This is a genomic window from Xanthobacter sediminis, assembly GCF_043195015.1.
Classification (GTDB): Bacteria; Pseudomonadota; Alphaproteobacteria; order Rhizobiales; family Xanthobacteraceae; genus Xanthobacter.
In genome coordinates, this window is sequence record NZ_JBAFWH010000023.1 from 14414 (window position 1) to 35179 (window position 20766).

A 20766-nucleotide genomic window follows, 5' to 3' on the forward strand; every position below is an offset into this window, starting at 1 on the left:
AACGGCGCCGGGCGCCTGTCCCCTCAGAGACGCATCTTCAGCCGGAGGGAGCCGATCTGGTTCAGGTAGCCAGAGGGGCTCGCCTGGAGGTCGTACTGCAGGCCGAGGTCCAGGGTCTCGGTGGCGGCGGAGGTCAGGCCCGCGCCGGCGGTGAACAGCCAGGGCGAGACATCGAGCCCCGGCGTGAGGAAGGGCAGCCCGCCGCCGGCGAAGGCGGCGGCGAGGGGGCCGGGGGTGCCCAGGGTGTCATAGCCGGCCGAGCCGCGCGCGGTGAGGGTCAGCGTGCCACCCAGCCGGTAGAAGGCGGCGAGTTCCGCCCCCACCAGCAACTCGCGCCAGCTCTGGCCTTCCACCGAGAGGTCGAGCGGGCCGGCGCTGGTCTCGCGATAGTCCGGGGCGTCCACTTCCAGATAGTCGAGCCGCAGGGCGGGCCGCAACGTGAGCGCCTCGGTCACGGCGAAAGTCCTGCGCAGCGCTGCGCTCGCCTGGAGGGCGCGGCTTCGGTAGTCGGCCTCGGCCGTGGTGCCCATGAAGCTGATGGCGCGGGAGGTGCCGGTGTCCACCAGGGCGGCATTGACCTGCACGGCGAGATCGAGGCCGGGCATGAGGGCCTGCGTGCCGTAGGCGCCGAGAACGTAGGATTGAAGATCCGCCGTGCCGGCCGCGACGCTCGCCCGCGCGGTGTCGGCCGATGCGGTGACCGAGGTGGAGGAGAAGGCCAGCATGGCGCCCGCCACGGTGCCGGGCGCGATATCCGTATCGGCGCCGACGGCGATGCCGCCGCCGCTCATGTCATAGCCCGGAACCCCGCCGATGGCGGACTGGCGCCCGCCGCCGCCCAGCGGGCGCATCCAGGCCCGGCGCTCGGGCGCTTCCGGCTGCGCGGGCGCGTCCAGGCGGTTGGCCGCCACCTGCCCCAGCATGCGCAGGGTGCCGGCCGTGGCCTCGGCCGCCGCGCCCGACAACACCGGCACGGTCTGGCTGAGGGCAGCGGAGAGGGCCGGGCCCGAAAGGTCGTTGAGAACACGCGTGACCGGCGCCATGGCGCCGAAGAGCCCCGTCTCGGTGCCGGCGACGGCATAGAGTGCGTGCGCCGCGCCGAGGGCGGAGACGGTGCCGGTGGCGGCGGCGGTCTCCCCATAGGGCCGCACCACGTAGGCGGCGGCGAGATCGCCGGTGAACACGGCCGAGGCATCATAGGTGCCGAGCGCCATCACCGCGTCGGAGGCATCCCCCGTGGCCGCTCCGTAGAGGCTGGAGAGCGTGCCGTCCGTGAGGGTATTGAACAGCACGCGCCCCTGCGGCGTGATGGAGCCGAGCAGGGTGAAGGCGGTGCCGTCCGGCCGCAGGCCCTGGCCCCAGAAATAGCCGCTCTTGTAGCCGGTGATGATGAAGGTGCCGGGCTGCGCGGTGCCGAAGGCCTCGGGGCTCACGATCCGCCAGGGCGTGCCCTTGGTCCAGGCCCATTGCGGGGAGAGATTGCTGGGCACGGCCTGGGCGGCAGGCGGGGTGAAGGTCGCGGGGTCGTAGGGCACCATGTAGGCCCAGTGGCTCACCAGCAGGCTGGTGCCGGTGATCATCTGCATTTCCATGGTGGTGACGCCGCCCACCTGCTGCATCTGGCCGAGGCCGATGGTGGTGGCCCCGCCGGTGGTGGGGGTGAACACCATGGTGACCTGCCCGGCGGGGGTCACGCTGCCCTGGATGTTGGAATCCGAGGTGGTGGCGATGGGCCCGATCTGCAGCGTGGCGGCGCTGGTGCCCGTGAACACGCCGTTCATGGAGGCGCCGAGGGTCCACAGGGTCTGGTCGCCGATGGGCACGGGATTGGCGAAGCTGGTGGAGGGCGCGGCATAAGCCAGCATCTGGGGTACGGTGACGTACCAGTGGCTGTTGCTGATGGTGGCATCCCATGGGGATTCCGCCCGCGCCCCGCCGGCCAGGAGCATCCCCGCGGCAAGCATGCAGCCCGTGCTCGCGCGCCGTCGGCCATGTGCATGCCGCGTGCCCGCTGATCGCCCGTGCCTCGTCATCGCCAGCCACCGCCCGCAGAAGCAAAAGGAGCCATCAGAGATCCGGATGCGTGCGTTTGCAGGCGGTTGCTCCCGCCGCCCGCGACCCGGCGCGCCGCGAATCTCTCTCCGACCACGGTAGTGTGGCCCGCGGCGCGGCGCTGATGCAAATTTGCGCAGCGCCCGGAAGGGGGCTCCGCGCGGCCTCTGCCATGCGGCATGCGCAGGGCGGCCGTGCGAGGCGCCGCAGCGGCTGGTCAAAGCCGGCGCAATAATCTATCAGGCCGAAAGGTCATTCATCGTGCGGGGCGGCTTCATCCCGTCCTGCACGAACGAAAATTGCCCATCCCTTGCCCTAAGGACGACGCACGGCCGCGCCCAGCCCCTGGACGTGGCGGGCCGTGCACTGGAAGACGACGACATGTCACTCAATGCAACCACCGCCGCCGTTGCGGACGGCGCGCCCGAACTGGTCAATCCGCGCCATCGCGTGATCCTGGCGAGCCTCGTGGGCACCACCATCGAGTTCTATGATTTCTACGTCTACGCCACGGCGGCGGTTCTGGTGTTCCCGCACCTGTTCTTCCCCACCGGCAACGACACGGTGGCGTTGCTCGCCTCCTTCGCCGTGTTCGGCGCGGCCATGGTGGCCCGGCCGCTGGGCGCGGTCTTCTTCGGCCACCTCGGCGACAAGCGCGGGCGCAAGATCACGCTGGTGGGGGCGCTGCTTACCATGGGCATCGCCACCTTCCTCATCGGCTTCCTGCCCACCTTCCCCATGGTGGGCTGGCTCGCCCCCGCGCTGCTGGTGGTGCTGCGCCTCGCCCAGGGCTTCGCGCTCGGCGGCGAGTGGAGCGGCGCCGCGCTGGTGGCGACCGAGAATGCCCCCGCCGGCAAGCGCGCACTCTACGGCACCTTCCCGCAGCTTGGCGCGCCCATCGGCTTCATCATCGCCAACGGCCTGTTCCTGGTCATCGCGGCGCTGATGCCCTCGTCCGATCCCTCCCGCCCATCCGACGCCTTCCTGAGCTGGGGCTGGCGGGTGCCGTTCCTGTTCTCGGTGGTGATGGTGGCGGTGGGCCTGTGGGTGCGCCTCAACCTGGTGGAAAGCAAGGCCTTCTCCAATACGGTCAAGGATGGCCGCATCCATGACGTGCCGCTGGTGGCGGCGGTGAAGACCTACTGGCGCGAGCTGATCCTCGGCACCTTCTACATGCTCGCCACCTACGTGCTCTTCTACCTGATGACCACCTTCTCGCTGAGCTACGGCCGCGCCGCCGCTGGCGCCGCGCTGCCCGGCCTCGGCTACGACTACCGCACCTTCGTTCTGATGATGATCGTGGGCGTGGTGTTCTTCGGCATCTTCACCATGGTCTCCGGTCCCTGGGCGGACCGCTGGGGCCGCCGCCGCACGCTGATCTGGATCACCCTCGCCATCGCCCTGTTCGGGCTCGTGTGGGTGCCCATGCTGGCGGGCGGCTTCATGGGCGTGATGGCGTGGCTCATCCTCGGCTTCTCGCTCATGGGCCTCACCTTCGGCCCCATGGGCGCGCTGCTGCCGGAGCTGTTCCCCGCCAACGTGCGCTACACCGGCTCGGGCATCGCCTACAACGTGTCGTCCATCCTGGGCGCGGCGGTGGCCCCGTTCATCGCGGTGGCGCTGTGGGCCTATGGCGGCGGCAGCCCGTTCTGGGTGGGTATCTATCTCTCGGTGATGGCCGTGTTCACTCTCATCGCCCTGCTGCTCGGCAAGGAGACGCGGGACATGGACATCCACGCCTGAGGGCAACGGCTTGCGGTCAGGGCGGCCTGCCGCCCGCCGGGCATGGATGGACGGGCGGCCGGAAGGCCGCCCGTTTTCGTTCGCGCGGGGCGCGGTTCAGAACCTCAGCGTCACCCGCGTGTTGATGGAGCGGCCCATGCCGGCCACCGGATAGCCCCAGGCAGCGCTGGAGCCCATCATGGACGGCACCTGATAGTTCACGAGGTTGGCGCCGCCGAGGGGCAGGTCGTATTCGGTGTCGAGGATGTTCTCGATGCCGAAATCCACCTTCAGCATCTGCCACTCGTAGGAGGTGCGGAAATTGAGCAGGGCGTAGGCACCGGTTTCCAGCTCGTTGCGCACCTGGCTCACCAGCACCTTGGCGGCCACCATCTGCAGCTCCAGGCTGGTGGTCCAGTTGCCCAGCCGGTTGTCCACCGCCACCGTGCCGTTGAGCGGCATCATGTGGTAGAGGTTCACGCCGTCCGTGCGCTGCCCCTGCACGAAGTTCAGGCTGCCTCGGAAGGCGCCCTGGCCGAAGGTGTCGCTGTCCCACAGGGCCAGCCGGCCGTCCACGTTGACGCCGTAGAGCCATGCGTCGTGGTTGGCGAACTGCAGGTAGACGAAGTTGTCGCGCGTGGTGAGGTTGCCCGGCAGGCTCCTGAGGCAGGCCGTCTGGTCGCAGCGGTCGGCATCGATATAATCCACGACATAGCTGTAGTAGGGCGAAACCTTGAGCTGCCACACCTTCTGCGCGTCGTCATGCCAGTCGGCGGTGAAGGAGAGGGTGTGGGCGGCTTCCGGCTCCAGGTCGATGTTGCCCACATAGCCGTTGCCGTCGCCGAACCAGCCGATCATCTTCATGGCCATGGCGTTGGTGGACCACGCATAGCGCTCGTAGAGGTTGGGCGAGCGTGTCTTGCGGGCGAGGCCCAGCTCGTAGAGGCTGAAGGCGCTCGCCTCGTAGCGCAGCACGGCGGATGCGTCGAAATTGATGTCGGTGCGGGCGTGGCTCTGGTCGTTGAAGGCGGCGGCCTGGGCGCCGTACATCATGGCGTTGTAGCCCTGCACGTCGCCGGTGTTCATCCACACGATGTCGTTGCGCAGGCCGAGCACTGTGGTCCAGCGGTCGGCCAGCTCCTTCTCCCACTCGGCATAGGTGCCGACCCGCAGGCGCTGGCCGTCGTTGATGTTCCAGAAGGTGTCCGGGCCCATCATCATGGAGCCCGCCACCGCCGGCCACCAGTCGTCGAGGCCGTTGTAGAACAGCTCGTTGCCGATGCGCATGAGCGTGTCCTGGCTGAGGCCCACCGTCGCCTTCACCGTGTAGCCGAGATCGGTGGAGCGGGTGTCCATGGGCATGTCGCCGTCCTTGTCGGGCGCGATGAAGCCCATGGTGTGGCGGATGCGGTTGAAGAAGGATGTGGCCTCCAGCTTGCCCCAGTCGAACAGGCCCTCGTAGCGGCCGTTCACGAACAGGCTCTTGTTCTCCACCAGGTCCATATACTGGTTCACGAAGCCCTCGGTGGGGATGAACTGCCCGCCCACCTGCACGGTGAAGAGGTTGTCCTGGAGCTTCTTCGAGATCGAGAGCGCGTGGTTCTGCGTCTCGTACATGGTGGACTTGATGGTGGTGCCATTGCCGGAAGTATAGTCGCTCGCCTTGGCCCAGCCGCCGGTATAAGTCACGCTCGTGTCGGCGTTCGAGACGGTGGCATTGGCATCCACGCCGTAGGAATTGCCGTTGGAGCGGTAGAAGCCGGAGACGGAGCCGGAGACCTGGAGCTTGTCGCCGGGGGTGAACCGCGGCGGGGCAAGGGTCACGTCCACCTTGGCGCCGGTATAGTCGCCGCCGACACTCACCGGCGCGGTGCCGTAGTAGACCTTGGTGGTGGAGATCATCGCCGGGTTCATGAACGACATGGGCGGGTTCATCTCGTTCGGGCAGGCGGGGCTGAAGATCATCCCGTTGATGGCCACCTGCACCCGGTCCGCCCCCATGCCGTTCACCGCCGGCAGGCTGGAGACCCCGCCCGCGCCCCAGGCGGCGCCGCCGGGAATGCCGGCGATGAGGGCGCCTGAATCGCTGGTGAAGAGGGTGGCGGCCGCGGCCTGCGCCCCCGAGATGACGGCGGTGTCCGCCGGCAGGAAGCCGCCGTCGCCGGAGGCGGCGGAGCCGCCCTCGGGCGGGCGCACCACCACCGCGGGCAGCGGGGAGGCATCATCCTGCGGCAGGCCCTGCGCGGCTGCTGGCAGGGCTGCGAGCGGGGAGAGGAGAGCGAGGGCGGGGCTCAGCAGCGCACGCGAAAGGCGCTGCGCGCGGGGCAGGGGAAGGCGTCGTGTCGTCATGGGTTTTCCAGGGTGCGTGCCTTCGCGCCTGTGGGCGTCAGGCTGCGGCTGCGCGTGCCGGCACGGCCCGTCCCGGAGCAGGGCTCCGTGGGTGCTCGTGCCGGTCCCGCGCGGCGGCCGCAGGCGCACCGGTCAGGTTCGGAAGGATGTGTCGAGATGAGGCCGCAGCGGGTGCGGCCCGGCGCGGATCAGGCGAATGCCGGGGGCGCGCGGGGCTGGTGGGGGCGGTGCTGCGGTGCTGCGGCCCGCAGGCCCTCGCGCACCAGCACCCGGTAGTGCAGCTCGATGGCGTAGCGGTCCAGCTCCGGCGTCGCGACCGGCGGCGGCAGCACCGCTGCATCGACGCGGGAGAGGCACAGCGGGCAATGGGCCGCGGCCTTGGCCGGCGCGTCATCGTCCCCGCCGGGCTGGCCGTTGACGCACAATGGCGTGGAGGCGAGGGCGGCCAGCCCTGTGGCGCCGTCCAGCGCACGGCCGGCAAGGCCCGCGCCCAGCGCGCTCATCAGCATGACCTGGAGCACGAGCGCATAGGCGGCGGCCCAGGCCACCCCCTTCCGCCACATGCTGAATTGTGAATGCCGCCCGATCATCTCCCCATCCCCGCTGCTTTGGCTAGCACGGCAGATGACGGGAGGAAACAGGGGCGCGGCCCCGCCTGCCTCCACGAGCGGCGGGACGGGGCGGACGCGGCACCTGTGCACAGCACCGTGCATCCTGGGCGCATCGGCGGCTTGACGCGGGGCCCCGGCTTGGGTGTGCTCTGCGCGAGCACCCGCAATCAGGCGGGTCATGGCAGGGCAGGGCGCGAGCGGGGTGGAAAGCGTTCCGGCATTCAGGCACAGCGCGCCCGTACGGCCCGCCGCGTGGCGGGGCTGGACGGCGCTGGCCCTTGCCTATGCGCTGGTGGTGCAGCTCGTGCTGGCCGGCGCCGCTGCCGCGCTCGCGGCCGGGCCCGCTCTCGCCGGGGGGCCGGGGGTCCCCCTCTGCCGTCCCAGCGCCGGCGTGGGAGGCGCCGCCGATGCCCCCGCGTCGGGCGGCGCGCTGCCGGCCTGCTGCCTCCTCGGTTGCGTCCTGCTCACAGCGATGGGGCCGGTGCCTCCGGCGGAGGTGCCGGCGTTGCCGCAGCGCGCGTTCGCGCGGCTTTCGTGGCTCGGGCCGGTCGAAGAGGGGCAGCCGCCCGCATGGCGTCGCAGCGCCCACCTGGCACGCGCCCCGCCGCGGGCCCCGGCCTGAACCCCTGCCTATTCACGTCTTTCTTCATTCGTGCCAGCGCACCCGTGTGCGCGGCCAGCCGCGCCACCCCGCCAGAGGGGGCGCGCGAGGAGTTCCATCATGTCCAGTCCGTTCCACATCTTCCGCAAGGCTTCCGCCGCCGCAGCGCTCTCGCTCGGCCTGCTGGGGCTCGCGGCTCCGGCGGTGACGGCGCACGAGTACAAGGCCGGCGCCATCGTGATCGACCATCCCTGGGCGCGCGCGACGCCGGGCGGCGCCACTGTCGGCGGCGGTTATGTGGTGCTGAAGAACACGGGCGCGACGCCCGACCGCCTGCTCTCCGCCGCCTCGCCGGTGGCGGGCCGGGTGGAGATCCACGAGATGGCCATGACCAATGGCGTGATGACCATGCGCCCGCTGCCGGATGGCCTCGCCATCCCCGGTGGCGCCACCGTGGCGCTGAAGCCCGGCTCCTACCACATCATGCTCATGCAGCTGAAGCAGCCGTTGAAGGAAGGCGAGATGGTGGACGGCACCCTCACCTTCGAGAAGGCCGGCACCGTGCCGGTGCAGTTCAAGGTGGAGGGCGTGGGCGCCGGCGCCACCGGCCACGAGCACTCCGGCCAGTGAGCTTTCATCCGCGGGGCCGCGCCGGCGGCCCCGCGAACCTCCCGAAAGGCGCGCCCTCGGTGCCTCGCGGCGAAAGCCTCAGCCGCCGAGCTTCTCGTAGGCCATGTGGGTGGTGGGGGCGCCATCGGGGTTGGGCGCGTAGATGCCGAGCATGCGGGCGTGCTCCGGGGCCCAGTAGCGGGCCACGGCGCCGGCCGGCACCTTCACCATGTCGCCGGCGGTGGCCTCCACGGTCTCGCCGTCGCAGGTGACGAGCAGGCGGCCTTCCAGCACGTAGGCGAACTCGTCATGGACGTGGGAATCGGTCCACGCTTCGCCCGTGAGCGCCCATTCCATCATGACGGGCCCGCTCCAGCCTTCCGCGGCGGGCGCGGTGAACCAGCGGGTCTTCGGCCCGTCGTCCCCGACGAGCGGGGCGCGCGCCAGCCTGATCGGTGCCATTGTCGTCGTCTCGCATGCCGGCCAAGAGCCGCAAAGGCAAGCATGCACCACGCCCGAAGTCAAACGATGTGCGGTCATGGCCACGAATATCATTATTATTCGTGTTATTATGTGGAAATTTGCGGCTTCAGCCCGCGTCGCGGTCTCGCAGGGCACCCTGCCATGGCGGCGCCGCGCGTGAATCACCGGGGATCGGCGGCCAAGCCACAAGACAATGCCCATATTTCGTGCCGGTGAGCCTGACATGGGCGCCGGTTTGTGGCATTCATCGCAACATCCGGCCGCGCGGCCCGCGTCACGGCTCCGGAAAGCGTGGTCGATCCATGTCCCTCAAGCGTCAGAACGACATCCTCCAGGTGGTGCGGGCCAAGGGCAGTTATTCCATCGCCGAGCTCGCCTCGCGCCTGTCCGTATCCACCGAAACCATCCGCCGCAACATTCAGCCCCTCATCGAGGACGGCACGCTGCTGCGGTTCCATGGCGGCATCATGATCCCCGAAGTGGCGGAGGAGCCGCCCTTCCAGCGCCGCATGCACGTGAACAACGAGGCCAAGTGGGCGGTGGCCGCCATTGTGCGCGACCATGTGCAGGACGGCGACAGCCTCATCCTCGACAACGGCACCACCTCCGCCTACGTGGCCGATGCCCTCTCGGGCCATTCCCGCCTCACAGTGGTGACGCACTCGGTGCAGATCGCCCACCGGCTCGCCTCGAAGAACGGCAACCGGGTGTTCATGTCGGGCGGCGAGCTGGGCGGGGAGGACGGCTCCGCCATGAGCCCCTCCACCATCGATTTCATCCGCCAGTTCCAGGTGCGCTACGCCTTCATCTCCGTGGGCGGCATCACCCTCGCGGGCGAATTGGGCGACTTCCACCTGTTCGAGGCGGAGTTCGCCCGCGCCGCCATGCAGCAGGCCCAGGAGGCCTGGGTGATCGCCGACCGCACCAAGTTCGGCCGCGAGGCGCCGGTGAAGGTGTGCCAGCTCTCCGCCATCGACGCCATCGTGTCGGATGGCCCGCCGCCGCCGGAATTCGCCTCGCGCTGCCGCGCCGCGGGCGTGCGCATCCTCACGCCGCCGGTGGCCGCCAAGGCCCCGGCTGAGGGCGCCGGGGCCTGAGGCCCGCCGCCTGCGCGCGGCCGGGTGTCTTCTGTGAAGGGCCGTCCCAGCGGGCGGGATGTTGTGTCAGCGATCGCCCGCGCGGGCGAACGGGGAGCGTACGGATGACGGAAACCGTTCTCATCGTCGGTGCCGGCCCGGTGGGCCTTGCCGCGGCGCTGGAGCTGGCGCGCTACAAGGTGCCGGTGCGGCTGGTGGAGCGCAGCCCCGCGCCGGTGGAGACCTCCCGCGCCGTGGTGGTGTGGGCGCGCACGCTGGAGCTGCTCGATCGGGCCGGGGTGAGCGCCGACCTCGTCGCGCGTGGCAACAAGGTCACCTCCGCCCACATCGTCGCCGGCAGGGAGGCGCTGGCGCGCATTGCCCTCGACGGCATCGACACCCCCTATCCCTTCGCGCTCATGCTGCCACAGCGCGAGACCGAGACCGTGCTGGAGCGCCAGCTCGCCGCTTTCGGCGTCGCGCCTGAGCGGGGGGTGGCGCTCGCCGCCTTCCGGCAGGACGGCACGGGCGTGACCGCGAGCCTGCGTCATCCGGACGGCCGCACGGAAAGCGCGCGCTTCTCCTGGCTCGTCGCCTGCGACGGCGCCCACAGCCAGGTGCGCCACGCGCTCGGCCTCGCCTTCGCCGGGAATACTCTGGACAGCGACTGGGCGCTGGGCGATTTCCGGCCGTCCGGTATGCCCTGTCCTGAAAGCGAGATCGCCACCTATTGGCATGCGGAAGGGCCCATCGTGTTTCTTCCGCTGGGCGCCGGCCGCTGCCGCTTCATCGCCGCCCTCGGCCGCTCGCGCGGGGCGCCGCCCATGCCGCCCACGGCGGAGGGCTTCCAGGCGCTCGTGGACCGGCGCGGGCCGGGGGGCATCACCCTGGGCGCGCCGGACTGGACCTCCGCCTTCCGCATCAACGAGCGGCAGGCGGTGCATTATCGCGTGGGGCGGGTGTTCCTGGCGGGAGACGCGGCCCATGTGCACAGCCCGGCCGGCGGGCAGGGCATGAATACAGGCATGCAGGACGCCATCAACCTCGCGTGGAAGCTGGCGCTGGTCTGCCACGGCAGGGGCGCGGCCTCGGCGCTGCTCGACAGCTACGACATCGAGCGCCGGGCAGTGGCCGCGGAGGTGATCGCTGCCTCGGGGCGGCTCACCCAGGTGGCGACGATCTCCAATCCCGTGGGCCGGGAGCTGCGCAACGCGGTGGCCCACTTCATGCTGGGCCTGCCGGCCATCCGCCACGCGGTGGAAAGCCAGATGATGGAGATCTCAACCGGCTATTCCGCGAGCCCGCTGAACGGACCGGCCGGAGGCACGGGCCCGCGGCCTGGGGCCCGCATGCCACCAGTGGCGGGCGAGGAGGCCTATGGTGCCGGGGACACGCCCCGCTTCACCCTGCGGGCGCCCGGGGTGGCCGAGATCCCGGCAGAGATCCACCATCGCGCCCTGCTCGACCCGCACATCCGCCCCCAGGCCGCCGGTCATGGCATCGCGCTGGTGCGGCCGGATGGCTACCTCGCGATGGCGGCGAGCGATGATGACTGGGCCCTGGTGGACGCCCATCTGGACCGTTTGGCGGCCGGCGCGCCCTGACGCCGCCGGTTGGTTCCGATCCTTGACCGGCGGTGTCAGGTCTCGATCACACGCCGCGTGGGCTTCGCTGACCGCCCATGAGCCGGGGGCGCCGCCCCTCTGCATGAGGCTTTCGGCCGCGCCAAGCTGCGGGAACAAGGGCGGGGCGCGCCGCGCCCCGCCTCCGCCCTGGCCGACTCAGCGGCCTGCGTTGATGGCAATGCCTTCGAGGTAGCTGATCTGCGCGAGATCGCCGGGCTGGACCTGCTGCAGGTCGGCCAGCACCTTGGGATCGACCGCGCGCAGGGTCCGCACGCCGCCGTCCGGTCCCTCGAAGGTGACGGTGCCGGCCTGCTTGTTCACGTCCACGAAGATGGTGGTGAGCGTGACCGCGCGGATGCCGAAGCCTTCCGGCCAGCCGGGCAGGCCGTCGTTGATGGCGACCTCGCTCAGCACCTCGCCTGGCGTGCCCTGGCGCGCCTTGCCGAGGCCGGTGACCACGCCGGGCACCACGCGGATGAGCAGTCGCTCGCTGTTGCGGTAGGCGTCGAGGTCGCCCAGGATTGGCGGCGCGACGACAGCCCAGCGCTTGCCGTTGGGCAGCTCCAGCACCACCCGCCGGGTGGCGGGGTCGGCGGAGACGAACCGCGCCTGGTACACGAACACTGGCACGGTGCCCACGCCGTCGATGGTGGCGGTTTCGGTCGCCGTCGGCTGCGGCTGGGCACTGGCGCCACCGGCGCCCAGCAGGACAAGGGCGGACACGGCCGCCGCCAGGACACGAACTTTCATCATAACCCCCCAATGCGGCGCCCCGGCCCCGCCGGTTCGCGCGCCGCCGTGCGATAAAGCCAGATTCCCCTCGGGTGTCACAACCATCCCCTCGCGGCAACCGCCGGGCAGGCTTAAGGCCGTGACAACACGCGGAAACCATTGTCACATGCGCGTATGAAATCTATGGTGAATGTAACGTTCACATTCGGATGCGTGTCCGTGGCACGCGCCGAGGAACGAGCCGGCCGCGCGGGGCATTCGCCACGGTTTGAGACGGCACCAAAAGGGTGGGCGGCCCTCGGGATGGCGGTTTCATCGCCAGCGGCGGCCGGGGGAGGGCGAGGCATGAAGCGCATCGGTGAAACGGAAGCCGGCTTCAACCTGCCGGCCATGGTGGGCCGGGGGTTCGATGCCGCGCGCGAGGTGGCCAAGGAAAGCTTCGCCCGCTGGCCCGGCTTCAAGGCCGTCGACGGCGCCGACAAGCGTCCGCCCCTGTTCGGCCGCGACGCGCCCTTTCCCTTCTTCTTCGAGAAGCCCAAGGCCGAGCTTTCCGGCCGCCCGCCGCTGCCGGCGCCGCAAAAGCTGGTGGCGGACCTGCGCGCCTATTCGGGTATCCGCCACCGCGAGGCGGTGCCGGGCGACGAGACCCTGGTGCTCGGGCGCCTCGGCCCGCTGGAGGTGCGCCTGGCCCGCACCGCGCGCGACGTGCGCCGCGCCCAGCGCCTGCGCTACAAGGTCTTCTACGAGGAAATGTCCGCCGTGCCGGACGCCGCAACCCGCCTCGCGCGGCGCGACATGGACAGCTTCGACGCCATCTGCGACCACCTCCTGGTGCTGGACTACGAGGCCGGCAAGATGGTGCTCGGCCGTCGCAAGCCCAAGGTGGTGGGCACCTACCGCGTGCTCAGGCAGAGCGTGGCCATGCGCCACGGCGGCTTCTACACCCAGGGTGAGTTCAATGTGGCGCCCATCATCGCCGCGCACCCGCATCTCAACTTCCTGGAGCTGGGCCGCTCCTGCGTGCTGAAGTCCTACCGCAACAAGCGCACGGTGGAACTGCTGTGGCACGGGGTGTGGTCCTACGTGCTGCGCAACAAGATCGACGTGATGTTCGGCTGCGCCAGCCTGGAGGGCACCGACCCCGCCGCGCTCGCGCTGCCGCTTTCCTTCCTGCACCACAACGCGCTGGCGCCCGAGGAATGGCGCGCCAGCGCGCTGCCCGGCCGGCGGGTGGAGATGAACCGCATCGCCAAGGCGGATATCTCGCCCAAGGCCGCGCTGCAAAGCCTGCCGCCTCTGGTGAAGGGCTACCTGCGGCTTGGCGGCTTCGTGGGCGACGGCGCGGTGGTGGACCGCCAGTTCGGCACCACCGACGTGATGATCATCCTGCCCGTCTCCATCATCAGCCCGCGCTATGTGGAGCACTTCGGTCCTACTGCAAATCGCCACGCCATCTGATCCGGCGGGGCCGGTGAGGAACGGGTCGGCGTCGCCGCGGTCAGTGGCGAGTGCATGTGACCAGATGCCGGGGGCTGGCGTCCGCTCCGGAAGCAGGGCGGGGTGCTCTGTCCACGGGCTCCGCCTCGGGGGCGTCATGCCTAAGTAACTGGGAGGAACGCCGCCGCGCGCACGCGCGTGGCGGTCGAACCTGTTCTGCGCTCCACTTTGGTTTTCGATCCTCGCGCGAGGATCGCCATCCTCCCTGAACGGCGCAGCTGTGGTCGCTGGCCCGTACACAGTGTCGGTCGTCCCAAAGAGCTGGTGACACCGCCTGCCCCGCAAGGTTCGGGCGCGCACGGTATCCCGCGAGGAGGTGCGTTCCGCCACATGTCCCGGGGGAGGCGCGCCGTTATACTCCCGGCCACATTCTTTCCCGCGCGGCCCGGTATCCGCCGCCCGTAAAATCGCGGTAGGGTGCGGCCTCCAGCCGCCCGGATGCGCCATGATCGAGATCACGCCCCGCCTCGCCATCTCCGAGGATGACATCGAGTTCGCCTTCGTGCGCGCCTCGGGACCGGGCGGCCAGAATGTGAACAAGGTGTCGAGCGCGGTGCAGCTGCGCTTCCACATGGCCCGCTCGCCGGACCTGTCCTATGGCGTGAAGGAGCGGCTTGCCCGCATTGCCGGCCGGCGGCTCACCCAGGAAGGTATTATCGTCATCCAGGCGCAGCGCTTCCGCACCCAGGAGCGCAACCGCGAGGATGCCGTGGAACGGCTGGTGGAGATGATCCGTGCGGCCACGGTGGTGGCGCCGCCCCGCCGGCCCACGCGTCCAACCCTGGGCTCCAAGGAGCGTCGCCTCGCCGCCAAGGAGCGCCGCGGCCAGATCAAGAGCCTGCGCCGCGACAAGCCCCACGCCGATTGACGACCGAACCTCCGACGGTCTGCGACGGGGCGGCGCATTTGGGGGCGGATGGCTCATGTCGAAGGGCGCGCCGTTCGCGTTTCACGCCAAGGCCCCTCGTGCTGTTCTCAAGGCCGGTGGCCGCGCCCGCGCGGGTCTTGGGCAAAACTCCGCCGGAGGCAGCCAGGGATGGGGCTCAGTCTCAGCGCGCCGCTTTCAGCAGGCGGTCGGCGGCAGCACGTGCTTCGCTGGTGACGGTGGCGCCGGCCAGCATGCGGGCGATCTCCTCGCGTCGCAGGGCCGGGGTGAGAGCCGCCACCTTGGTGGTCACCGGCGCCTCGGGCGGGGCCTCGGCCTCGCCGGCCGGGGTTGCATTCTTCGCGATCAGCAGGTGATGGCGCGCCCGCGCGGCCACTTGCGGCGCATGGGTCACGCACAGCACCTGCACCCTTTGCGAGAGACGGGCCAGCCGCTGCCCGATGGCATCGGCCACCGCGCCGCCCACTCCGGTGTCGATCTCGTCGAAGATGAGGGTCGGTGCCGAGCCGCGATCGGCCAGAACCACCTTGAGCGCCAGCAGGAAGCGGGCGAGCTCGCCTCCCGAAGCCACCTTCATCATGGGGCCGGGCCGGCTGCCGGGATTGGTCCGCACCCAGAACTCCACGGCATCATGCCCTTCGGCGCCCGCCGACTGGGGATCATGCGTGACGCGGGTGAGGAATTCGGCCCGCTCCAGCTTGAGTGGCGGCAGCTCCGCCCCCACTGCTGCATCCAGCGCCAGCGCCGCGCCCGCGCGGGCGCGCGAGAGCGCCTCGGCCGCCGCGCGATAGGCGCCTTCCGCTTCCGCCTCCGCCGCATCGAGCCGCGCGAGGCGGGCCTCGGACTGGTCGAGCTGTTCGAGCTGTGCGGAGAAGCGCGCGGCGATCTCCGGCAGGGCATCGGGCGCGGCGGCATATTTGCGGGAGGCGGCGCGCAGGGCGAACAGTCGCTCCTCGATGCGCTCCAGCTCGCGAGGCTCGAAGTTCGCGTCGGCGAGCGCGTTTTCCAGGTGCCCGCGCGCCAACTCCAGGGCGTCGAGCGCCTGGTCTATGGCCTCGACCGCGGGACGGATCAGTTCCTGCGAATCGCCGGCGCGGCGTTCCAGCCGCCGCACGGCCGCCGAGAGGGAGGGAATGGGCGAGCCGCCGCCGCCCACCGCATTCAGCGCCTCGGAAAGGTCGGTGGCGATCTTCTCCGCGCGCATCATGGCGCTGCGCCGCTCGGAAAGGGTGGCTTCCTCTCCGGCCTCCGCGCCGAGTTCGGAAAGCTCCTCCACGGCGTGGCGGATGAAGTCGGCTTCCTTTTCCGCCGCGGCGAGGCGGGTGCGTTCCTCGCGGGCGGCGTCGCGCGCGTCGCGCCAACGGCGCCACAGGCCGCCGAGGGCGGCGACATCGGCGCTGAGCCCGCCGTAGGCGTCGAGCAGGGCGCGATGGGTGGCGGGGTCCACCAGGGCGCGGTCGGCGTGCTGGCCGTGCAGCTCCACGAGGCTTGCGCCGATGAGGCGCAGGGTCTGCACGCTCACGGCGGCGTCGTTCACGGAGGCGCGGGTGCGCCCGTCCGCCATCTGGGTGCGGCGGATGATGAGCTGGTCCTCGTCCGGCAGGTCGGCGGCAGCGAGGACGGCGCGGGCGGGATGCTCGGGCTCGAGGTCGAAGGCGAGGGTCACCTGCCCCTTGGCCTGGCCATGCCGCACCAGCGACCCGTCACCGCGCCCACCCAGGGCGAGGGACACGGAATCGAGCAGAATGGACTTCCCCGCCCCGGTCTCACCGGTGAGGACGGTGAGGCCGTCCGACAGGGTGAGATCGAGCTTCTCGATGAGGACGATGTCCCGGATCGAGAGCGATGCCAGCATGGAGGATCAGCCGAGTCCCATCTTCTTGAACGCCTGGCTGATCCAGGACGCCTTGTTTTCCTGCGGCTCGGTGCCGGTGGACTTCACGAGCTTGTAAGCGTCCTTGTACCACTGGCTGTCGGGGAAATTGTAGCCCAGTACTGCGGCGGCGGTCTGCGCCTCATTCACGATGCCGAGCGCCATGTAGGCCTCGGTGAGGCGAAACAGGGCTTCCTCCACCTGCCGGGTGGTCTGGTATTGTGTCACCACCACCTTGAAGCGGTTGATGGCGCCGGTGTAGTTGCGCTGCTCCAGATAGTAGCGGCCGACCAGCATCTCCTTGCCGGCCAGCTGGTCACGTGCCACCTCGATCTTCTTCTTGGCGGTCGCGGCGTATTCGGTGTTTGGATACTTGCGGATGACCTCTTCCAGGGCATCGAGAGCCTGGCGGGTCTTGCGCTGGTCGCGGGTGATGTCCGGGATGTTCTCGTAGAGCGAGGAGGCCACCAGATATTGCGCATAGGCGGCATCTTGCGAGCCGGGATACAGCGAGACATAGCGCTTTCCGGAGGCGATGGCCTCGTCGTACTTGCCGGCCTCGAAATAACCGTAGGTGGTCATGAGGAGCGACTTGCGCGCCCATTCCGAATAGGGGTGCGTGCGGTCCACGTCCTCGAAGCGCTTGGCGGCCCGCTCCGGCTCCTGCTTGCGCAGCAGGGTGAGGCCCTCGTTGTAGATCTTCTCGGCCGGCTCGTCGGGCGGGATCACGTCGTCCTTGTCGCTGGCGCAGGCGGAGAGCAGCGAGCCGCCCACCAGCACCAGGGCGAGGCCGAAAGCCCGGCCCTTGCCCTTGACGATCGCGCGCACGCGCTGTGCCGTGTCGATGAAAGTCATCACGATCAGGTTCCGTCCCGCGCCGGATGGCGCCGCTTTTCTAGAACATTCCCGCCGGTCGATGAACCGGCAAAATGCACCAGGCCTCATTGCTCAAGCGCCTGCGTCGCCGCACCGCCTTCGCGCGAACGGGCGCCATGCCTCCCGAGCGCGCCTTTTAGCAGGATCCCGGCCTGACGAAAGGGAGGGCGCCCGGCCGTCCACTTCCGTCCCGCCGGCAGCCGCTCCGATCCATCGGCGGCTGCAGGTGGCGCCGCGCCGTGTTCACGTTTGCGGTATCGGTCCTTTCGGTCCGCATTGTGGCGAAGCAGCGCGCATGCCGTCATGGGCGCGCGCTGTTGCGGCGCGGCAACGGGCGCCCTCAATAGCTCACCGCCGCGAGATAGAGCCCGCACGCCGGCGCCATGGGGCCACAGCGGGTGCGGTCGGCGGCCTTCAGCGCCGCTTCCAGGTCATCCGCGCTCCAGCGGCCCTCGCCCACCCGCATCAGAGAGCCCACCATGGAGCGCACCTGATGGTGCAGGAAGGACCGCGCGGACGTGACCACGCGGATCTCGTCGCCCGTCCGCGCCACGTCGAGCTGGTCCAGGGTTTTCAGCGGGGAGGCCGCCTGGCATTCGGCGGCGCGGAAGGTGGAGAAATCGTGCCTGCCGAGCAGCCGCTGCGCCGCCGCGTGCATGGCCTCGGCATCGAGCTTCTGGGGAATGCGCCACGCCCGGTCGCGGTCGAGCGCGAGATCGGGGCGGCGGTTCACGATGCGATAGAGATAGTGCCGCTTCGTGGCCGAGAAGCGGGCGTCGAATGCCTCCGCCACCTGCTCGGCGTGGAGCACGGCCACCGGGTGCGGGCGCAGCTGCGCGGTCATGGCGTCGCGCACGGTGTCGGTGCGCCATTCGCGCGTGAGGTCCACATGAGCGACCTGGCCGGTGGCGTGCACGCCGGCATCGGTGCGGCCGGCACCGGAAACCTGCACCTTCTCACCGGTGAAGCGCTCGAACGCCTGGGCCAGCACCCCCTGCACGGTCGGCAGGTCCGCCTGGATCTGCCAGCCGGCGAACGGGGTGCCGTCATATTCGATGGTGAGCTTGTAGCGGGGCATGAAGGGCTGATGGACCGGCGCTCAGGCGAGCCGTTCGCCGGGGGGCACCGCGTTCCCACGCAGGAAGGCGTCTGCCGCCACGGGCTGTTTGCCCGCCTTCTGGAGCTCGATGAGCCGCACGGCGCCGTCCCCGCAGGCGACGGCGAGGTGTTCGTCCACCACCTCACCCGGCGCGCCTGCGCCCTCGGCCAGGGTGGAGCGCAGCACCTTCACCCGCGCTTCCGGCTCGCCCAGAGGGAACCAGGCACCGGGGAAGGGTGAGAGGCCGCGGATGCGGTCGTGCACTTCCTGCGCCGGCCGCGACCAGTCGATGCGCGTCTCGGCCTTCTCGATCTTGGCAGCGTAGGCGACGCCCTCCTCCGGCTGGGGGGTAAACGCGAGGCCGCCCCGCTCCAGGGCGGAGAGCGCCCGGCCCATGAGGTCGGCGCCCACCAGCATCATGCGGTCGTGCAGCTCGCCGGCGGTCATGTCGGGGCCGATGGCAATGCGCTCCACCACGCCCACCGGCCCGGTGTCGAGCCCCGCCTCCATCTTCATGACGGCGACGCCGGTTTCTCTGTCGCCGGCCATGATGGCGCGCTGGATGGGCGCCGCGCCGCGCCAGCGCGGCAGCAGCGAGCCGTGGAGGTTGAGGCAGCCGAGGCGCGGCGCCTCCAAAATGGCGGGCGGCAGGATCATGCCGTAGGCCACCACCACCGCCACGTCCGCCCCGTGGGCGCGGAAGGTTTCAGCCGCCTCTTCGGTGCGCAGGGTCTTGGGGGTGAGCACGGGCAGGCCGAAGCGCTCGGCCACCTTGTGCACGGGCGAGGGGGTGAGATCGAGGCCGCGCCGGCCGGCCGGGGCCGGCGCGCGGGTGTAGACCGCCGCCACCTCGTGGCCGCGCCCGACGATCTCGGTGAGCGTTGGCACGGCGAAATCCGGCGTGCCCATGAAGACGATGCGCATGGGAGTGTCCGCGCGGCCTTGTCAGCCGGCGATTTCGCGCCGCGCGGCCTTGGTGAATTTCTTCATCACCCGGTCCCGCTTCAGCTTGGAGATATGATCGATGAACAGTACGCCGTTGAGGTGGTCGATCTCGTGCTGCACGCAGGTGGCGAACAGGCCGTCCGCCTCCACCTCGCGCACCGTGCCTTCAACGTCCTGGAAGCGCACCGCCACCCGCGCCGGCCGCTCCACCTCCTCGTAATATTCGGGGATGGACAGGCAGCCCTCGCTGTACACGGAAACTTCTTCCGAAGAGGCGATGATTTCGGGATTGATGAGCGCGACTGGATTCTTCGGCTCGCCGTCGCGCGCGACGTCGATTGTGATGACCCGCCTCTGCACTCCCACCTGGATGGCCGCGAGGCCGATGCCCGGTGCGTCGTACATCGTGTCGAACATGTCCTCGACCAGCTTCCTGGTCTCGGAATCGATCTTGCCCACGGGCTCCGAGATGGTCCGCAGCTTGCTGTCGGGAATGATGAGGATGGGTCGCGTGGTCATTCCAGGGAAATAAGCGATGCTGCGGCCGCGGTCAATATGTTCATACTTTGTTCCGCATCCGAATCGAGCTATGGACCCTTATGTCCGATGTGTTGTTCATCCTTGCCGGTCATCCGGTCTCCGCGGGAGAGGCGCTCGCCGTCGCGCTTGCGACGCTGCTGGCGCTGCTCGCCGTGGCGGCCGCCGGCCTGTGGCGGGTGGGGGAGCGGCGCGCCACGCGTGCGGCGGAGGAAGCGCTGAGGGCCCAGGAGTTCGACCGCCGCATGCGGGACCTCGCCCGCATCCAGCACGAGACGGCGGGCCGGGTGCAGAGCCTGGCGGAGGTGCTCTCCCAGCGCCAGAGCGAGCTTGCCCGCGCGGTGGCGGAGCGGCTCGACGCCAGCAGCCACCGCATCGGCGAGAGCATGAGCGCTTCCGCTCGCGCCACCCACGAGAGTCTGACCCGCATCGCCGAGCGCCTTGTGATGGTGGAAAAGGCGGAGCGTAGCCTCTCCGATCTCTCGGCCCAGGTGGTGTCCCTGCGCGATACCCTCGCCAACAAGCAGGCCCGCGGCGCCTTCGGCCAGGCCCGCATGGAGGCTCTCGTCTCCGATGGGCTGCCGCGGGATTCCTTCGCCTTCCAGTACACGCTCTCCAATGGTCGCCGGCCCGATTGCGTCATCTTCCTGCCCGGCGACGCGCGCCCGCTGGTGATCGACGCGAAATTCCCCCTGGAATCGGTGACGGCATTCCGCGAGGCGCCCTCGGCGGAGGCGCGCAAGGCCGTCGCGGTGCGGCTCAAGGCCGATCTCATGAAGCATGTGAACGACGTGGCCGAGCGCTACCTGCTGCCGGGCGAGACCCAGGACATCGCCCTCATCTTCGTGCCTTCCGAATCGGTCTACGGCGAGATCCAGGAGCATTTCGACTCTGTGGTGCAGGCGGCGTTCCGGGCGCGGGTGGTGCTGGTCTCGCCGTCGCTGTTGATGCTCGCGGTTCAGTTGGTTCAGGCGATCTCGAAGGATGCGCGGATGCGCGCGGAGGCGGATCGGATCCGGGCGGAAGTGGGGGCGCTGGTCGAGGATGTGGGGCGGCTGCGGGAGCGGGTGGGAGAGCTTTCGCGGCATTTCGGCCAGGTGAACGACGACGTGGCGAAGGTGCTGGTGTCGTCGGAGAAGATCGCGCGGCGCGGGCAGCGGCTGGAGCAGCTGGAGTTTGGCGCTGCTTCGTCC

Annotated in this window: 17 protein-coding genes; 7 read left to right on the top strand and 10 right to left on the bottom strand. The window is 70.1% G+C overall.

The annotated features are described in order from the left end of the window. Positions 1-23: 23 nt before the first annotated feature. Positions 24-1964 (bottom strand): autotransporter family protein, encoded by a 1941-nt coding sequence (locus V5F61_RS19425; RefSeq protein ID WP_393990403.1) that lies wholly within the window; start codon positions 1962-1964, stop codon positions 24-26. Positions 1965-2433: 469 nt separating this feature from the next. On the opposite strand from V5F61_RS19425, the gene V5F61_RS19430 reads away from it, so the two are divergent. After that, positions 2434-3795, top strand: coding sequence for an MFS transporter (locus V5F61_RS19430; protein WP_393990402.1), 1362 nt, complete (start codon positions 2434-2436; stop codon positions 3793-3795). A gap of 96 nt (positions 3796-3891) precedes the next feature. Here V5F61_RS19430 and V5F61_RS19435 read toward each other — a convergent pair whose 3' ends face one another. Beyond that, the gene (locus V5F61_RS19435; protein WP_393990401.1) at positions 3892-6123 is read right to left on the bottom strand and encodes a TonB-dependent receptor; all 2232 of its coding nucleotides are present in this window, start codon (positions 6121-6123) and stop codon (positions 3892-3894) included. A gap of 188 nt (positions 6124-6311) precedes the next feature. After that, a complete protein-coding gene (locus V5F61_RS19440) occupies positions 6312-6713 on the bottom strand; it encodes a DUF2946 family protein (protein WP_393990400.1) in 402 nt (133 codons plus the stop codon). A gap of 742 nt (positions 6714-7455) precedes the next feature. On the opposite strand from V5F61_RS19440, the gene V5F61_RS19445 reads away from it, so the two are divergent. Next, positions 7456-7965, top strand: coding sequence for a copper chaperone PCu(A)C (locus V5F61_RS19445; protein WP_393990399.1), 510 nt, complete (start codon positions 7456-7458; stop codon positions 7963-7965). A gap of 78 nt (positions 7966-8043) precedes the next feature. On the opposite strand, the gene V5F61_RS19450 is transcribed toward V5F61_RS19445, so the two are convergent. Beyond that, positions 8044-8406: a cupin domain-containing protein gene (locus V5F61_RS19450; RefSeq protein ID WP_393990398.1), complete on the bottom strand. Its 363-nt coding sequence runs from the start codon at positions 8404-8406 to the stop codon at positions 8044-8046. Between the two features lie 323 nt (positions 8407-8729). Between V5F61_RS19450 and V5F61_RS19455 the strand changes: the two genes are divergently transcribed. Together V5F61_RS19455 and V5F61_RS19460 are read left to right on the top strand one after the other, a co-directional pair. After that, entirely contained in the window at positions 8730-9524 is a 795-nt protein-coding gene (locus tag V5F61_RS19455) for a DeoR/GlpR family DNA-binding transcription regulator (protein WP_393990397.1), read from the top strand. 104 nt (positions 9525-9628) lie between these two features. After that, on the top strand, positions 9629-11107 hold the full coding sequence (locus V5F61_RS19460) for an FAD-dependent oxidoreductase (RefSeq protein WP_393990396.1): 1479 nt from the start codon (positions 9629-9631) through the stop codon (positions 11105-11107). Between the two features lie 177 nt (positions 11108-11284). Here the strand turns inward: V5F61_RS19460 and V5F61_RS19465 are convergent, their stop codons facing one another. Then, the gene (locus V5F61_RS19465; protein ID WP_393990395.1) at positions 11285-11851 is read right to left on the bottom strand and encodes a hypothetical protein; all 567 of its coding nucleotides are present in this window, start codon (positions 11849-11851) and stop codon (positions 11285-11287) included. Between the two features lie 354 nt (positions 11852-12205). On the opposite strand from V5F61_RS19465, the gene olsB reads away from it, so the two are divergent. Further along, the gene (gene olsB / locus V5F61_RS19470) at positions 12206-13318 is read left to right on the top strand and encodes a l-ornithine N(alpha)-acyltransferase (protein ID WP_393990394.1); all 1113 of its coding nucleotides are present in this window, start codon (positions 12206-12208) and stop codon (positions 13316-13318) included. 484 nt (positions 13319-13802) lie between these two features. After that, complete coding sequence (gene arfB, locus V5F61_RS19475; protein WP_393990393.1) at positions 13803-14225, top strand: alternative ribosome rescue aminoacyl-tRNA hydrolase ArfB; 423 nt, start codon at positions 13803-13805, stop codon at positions 14223-14225. A gap of 181 nt (positions 14226-14406) precedes the next feature. Here the strand turns inward: arfB and recN are convergent, their stop codons facing one another. From recN to def, 5 genes are all read right to left on the bottom strand, one after another. Beyond that, positions 14407-16098, bottom strand: coding sequence for a DNA repair protein RecN (gene recN / locus V5F61_RS19480; RefSeq protein WP_393990392.1), 1692 nt, complete (start codon positions 16096-16098; stop codon positions 14407-14409). A 6-nt stretch (positions 16099-16104) separates the two neighbouring features. After that, the gene (locus V5F61_RS19485; protein ID WP_393990391.1) at positions 16105-16971 is read right to left on the bottom strand and encodes an outer membrane protein assembly factor BamD; all 867 of its coding nucleotides are present in this window, start codon (positions 16969-16971) and stop codon (positions 16105-16107) included. 361 nt (positions 16972-17332) lie between these two features. Then, positions 17333-18070: a tRNA pseudouridine(38-40) synthase TruA gene (gene truA / locus V5F61_RS19490; protein ID WP_393990390.1), complete on the bottom strand. Its 738-nt coding sequence runs from the start codon at positions 18068-18070 to the stop codon at positions 17333-17335. 21 nt (positions 18071-18091) lie between these two features. Continuing rightward, complete coding sequence (gene fmt, locus V5F61_RS19495) at positions 18092-19015, bottom strand: methionyl-tRNA formyltransferase (protein WP_393990389.1); 924 nt, start codon at positions 19013-19015, stop codon at positions 18092-18094. Positions 19016-19036: 21 nt separating this feature from the next. Then, on the bottom strand, positions 19037-19555 hold the full coding sequence (def, locus tag V5F61_RS19500; RefSeq protein WP_393990388.1) for a peptide deformylase: 519 nt from the start codon (positions 19553-19555) through the stop codon (positions 19037-19039). Between the two features lie 80 nt (positions 19556-19635). Here def and V5F61_RS19505 point away from each other — a divergent pair. Next, on the top strand, positions 19636-20766 hold a 1131-nt coding region (locus V5F61_RS19505), incomplete at its 3' end, for a DNA recombination protein RmuC (protein ID WP_393990387.1).

What these genes read in the sequence shown, in the direction of transcription:
- V5F61_RS19435 (WP_393990401.1), bottom strand. Translation starts at nt 6,123, where the DNA reads ATGACGACACGACGCCTTCCCCTGCCCCGCGCGCAGCGCCTTTCGCGT.
- fmt (WP_393990389.1), bottom strand. Translation starts at nt 19,015, where the DNA reads ATGCGCATCGTCTTCATGGGCACGCCGGATTTCGCCGTGCCAACGCTC.
- V5F61_RS19425 (WP_393990403.1), bottom strand. Translation starts at nt 1,964, where the DNA reads ATGCTTGCCGCGGGGATGCTCCTGGCCGGCGGGGCGCGGGCGGAATCC.
- truA (WP_393990390.1), bottom strand. Translation starts at nt 18,070, where the DNA reads ATGCCCCGCTACAAGCTCACCATCGAATATGACGGCACCCCGTTCGCC.
- V5F61_RS19440 (WP_393990400.1), bottom strand. Translation starts at nt 6,713, where the DNA reads ATGATCGGGCGGCATTCACAATTCAGCATGTGGCGGAAGGGGGTGGCC.
- def (WP_393990388.1), bottom strand. Translation starts at nt 19,555, where the DNA reads ATGACCACGCGACCCATCCTCATCATTCCCGACAGCAAGCTGCGGACC.
- V5F61_RS19450 (WP_393990398.1), bottom strand. Translation starts at nt 8,406, where the DNA reads ATGGCACCGATCAGGCTGGCGCGCGCCCCGCTCGTCGGGGACGACGGG.
- V5F61_RS19455 (WP_393990397.1), top strand. Translation starts at nt 8,730, where the DNA reads ATGTCCCTCAAGCGTCAGAACGACATCCTCCAGGTGGTGCGGGCCAAG.
- olsB (WP_393990394.1), top strand. Translation starts at nt 12,206, where the DNA reads ATGAAGCGCATCGGTGAAACGGAAGCCGGCTTCAACCTGCCGGCCATG.
- recN (WP_393990392.1), bottom strand. Translation starts at nt 16,098, where the DNA reads ATGCTGGCATCGCTCTCGATCCGGGACATCGTCCTCATCGAGAAGCTC.
- arfB (WP_393990393.1), top strand. Translation starts at nt 13,803, where the DNA reads ATGATCGAGATCACGCCCCGCCTCGCCATCTCCGAGGATGACATCGAG.
- V5F61_RS19445 (WP_393990399.1), top strand. Translation starts at nt 7,456, where the DNA reads ATGTCCAGTCCGTTCCACATCTTCCGCAAGGCTTCCGCCGCCGCAGCG.
- V5F61_RS19460 (WP_393990396.1), top strand. Translation starts at nt 9,629, where the DNA reads ATGACGGAAACCGTTCTCATCGTCGGTGCCGGCCCGGTGGGCCTTGCC.
- V5F61_RS19430 (WP_393990402.1), top strand. Translation starts at nt 2,434, where the DNA reads ATGTCACTCAATGCAACCACCGCCGCCGTTGCGGACGGCGCGCCCGAA.
- V5F61_RS19485 (WP_393990391.1), bottom strand. Translation starts at nt 16,971, where the DNA reads ATGACTTTCATCGACACGGCACAGCGCGTGCGCGCGATCGTCAAGGGC.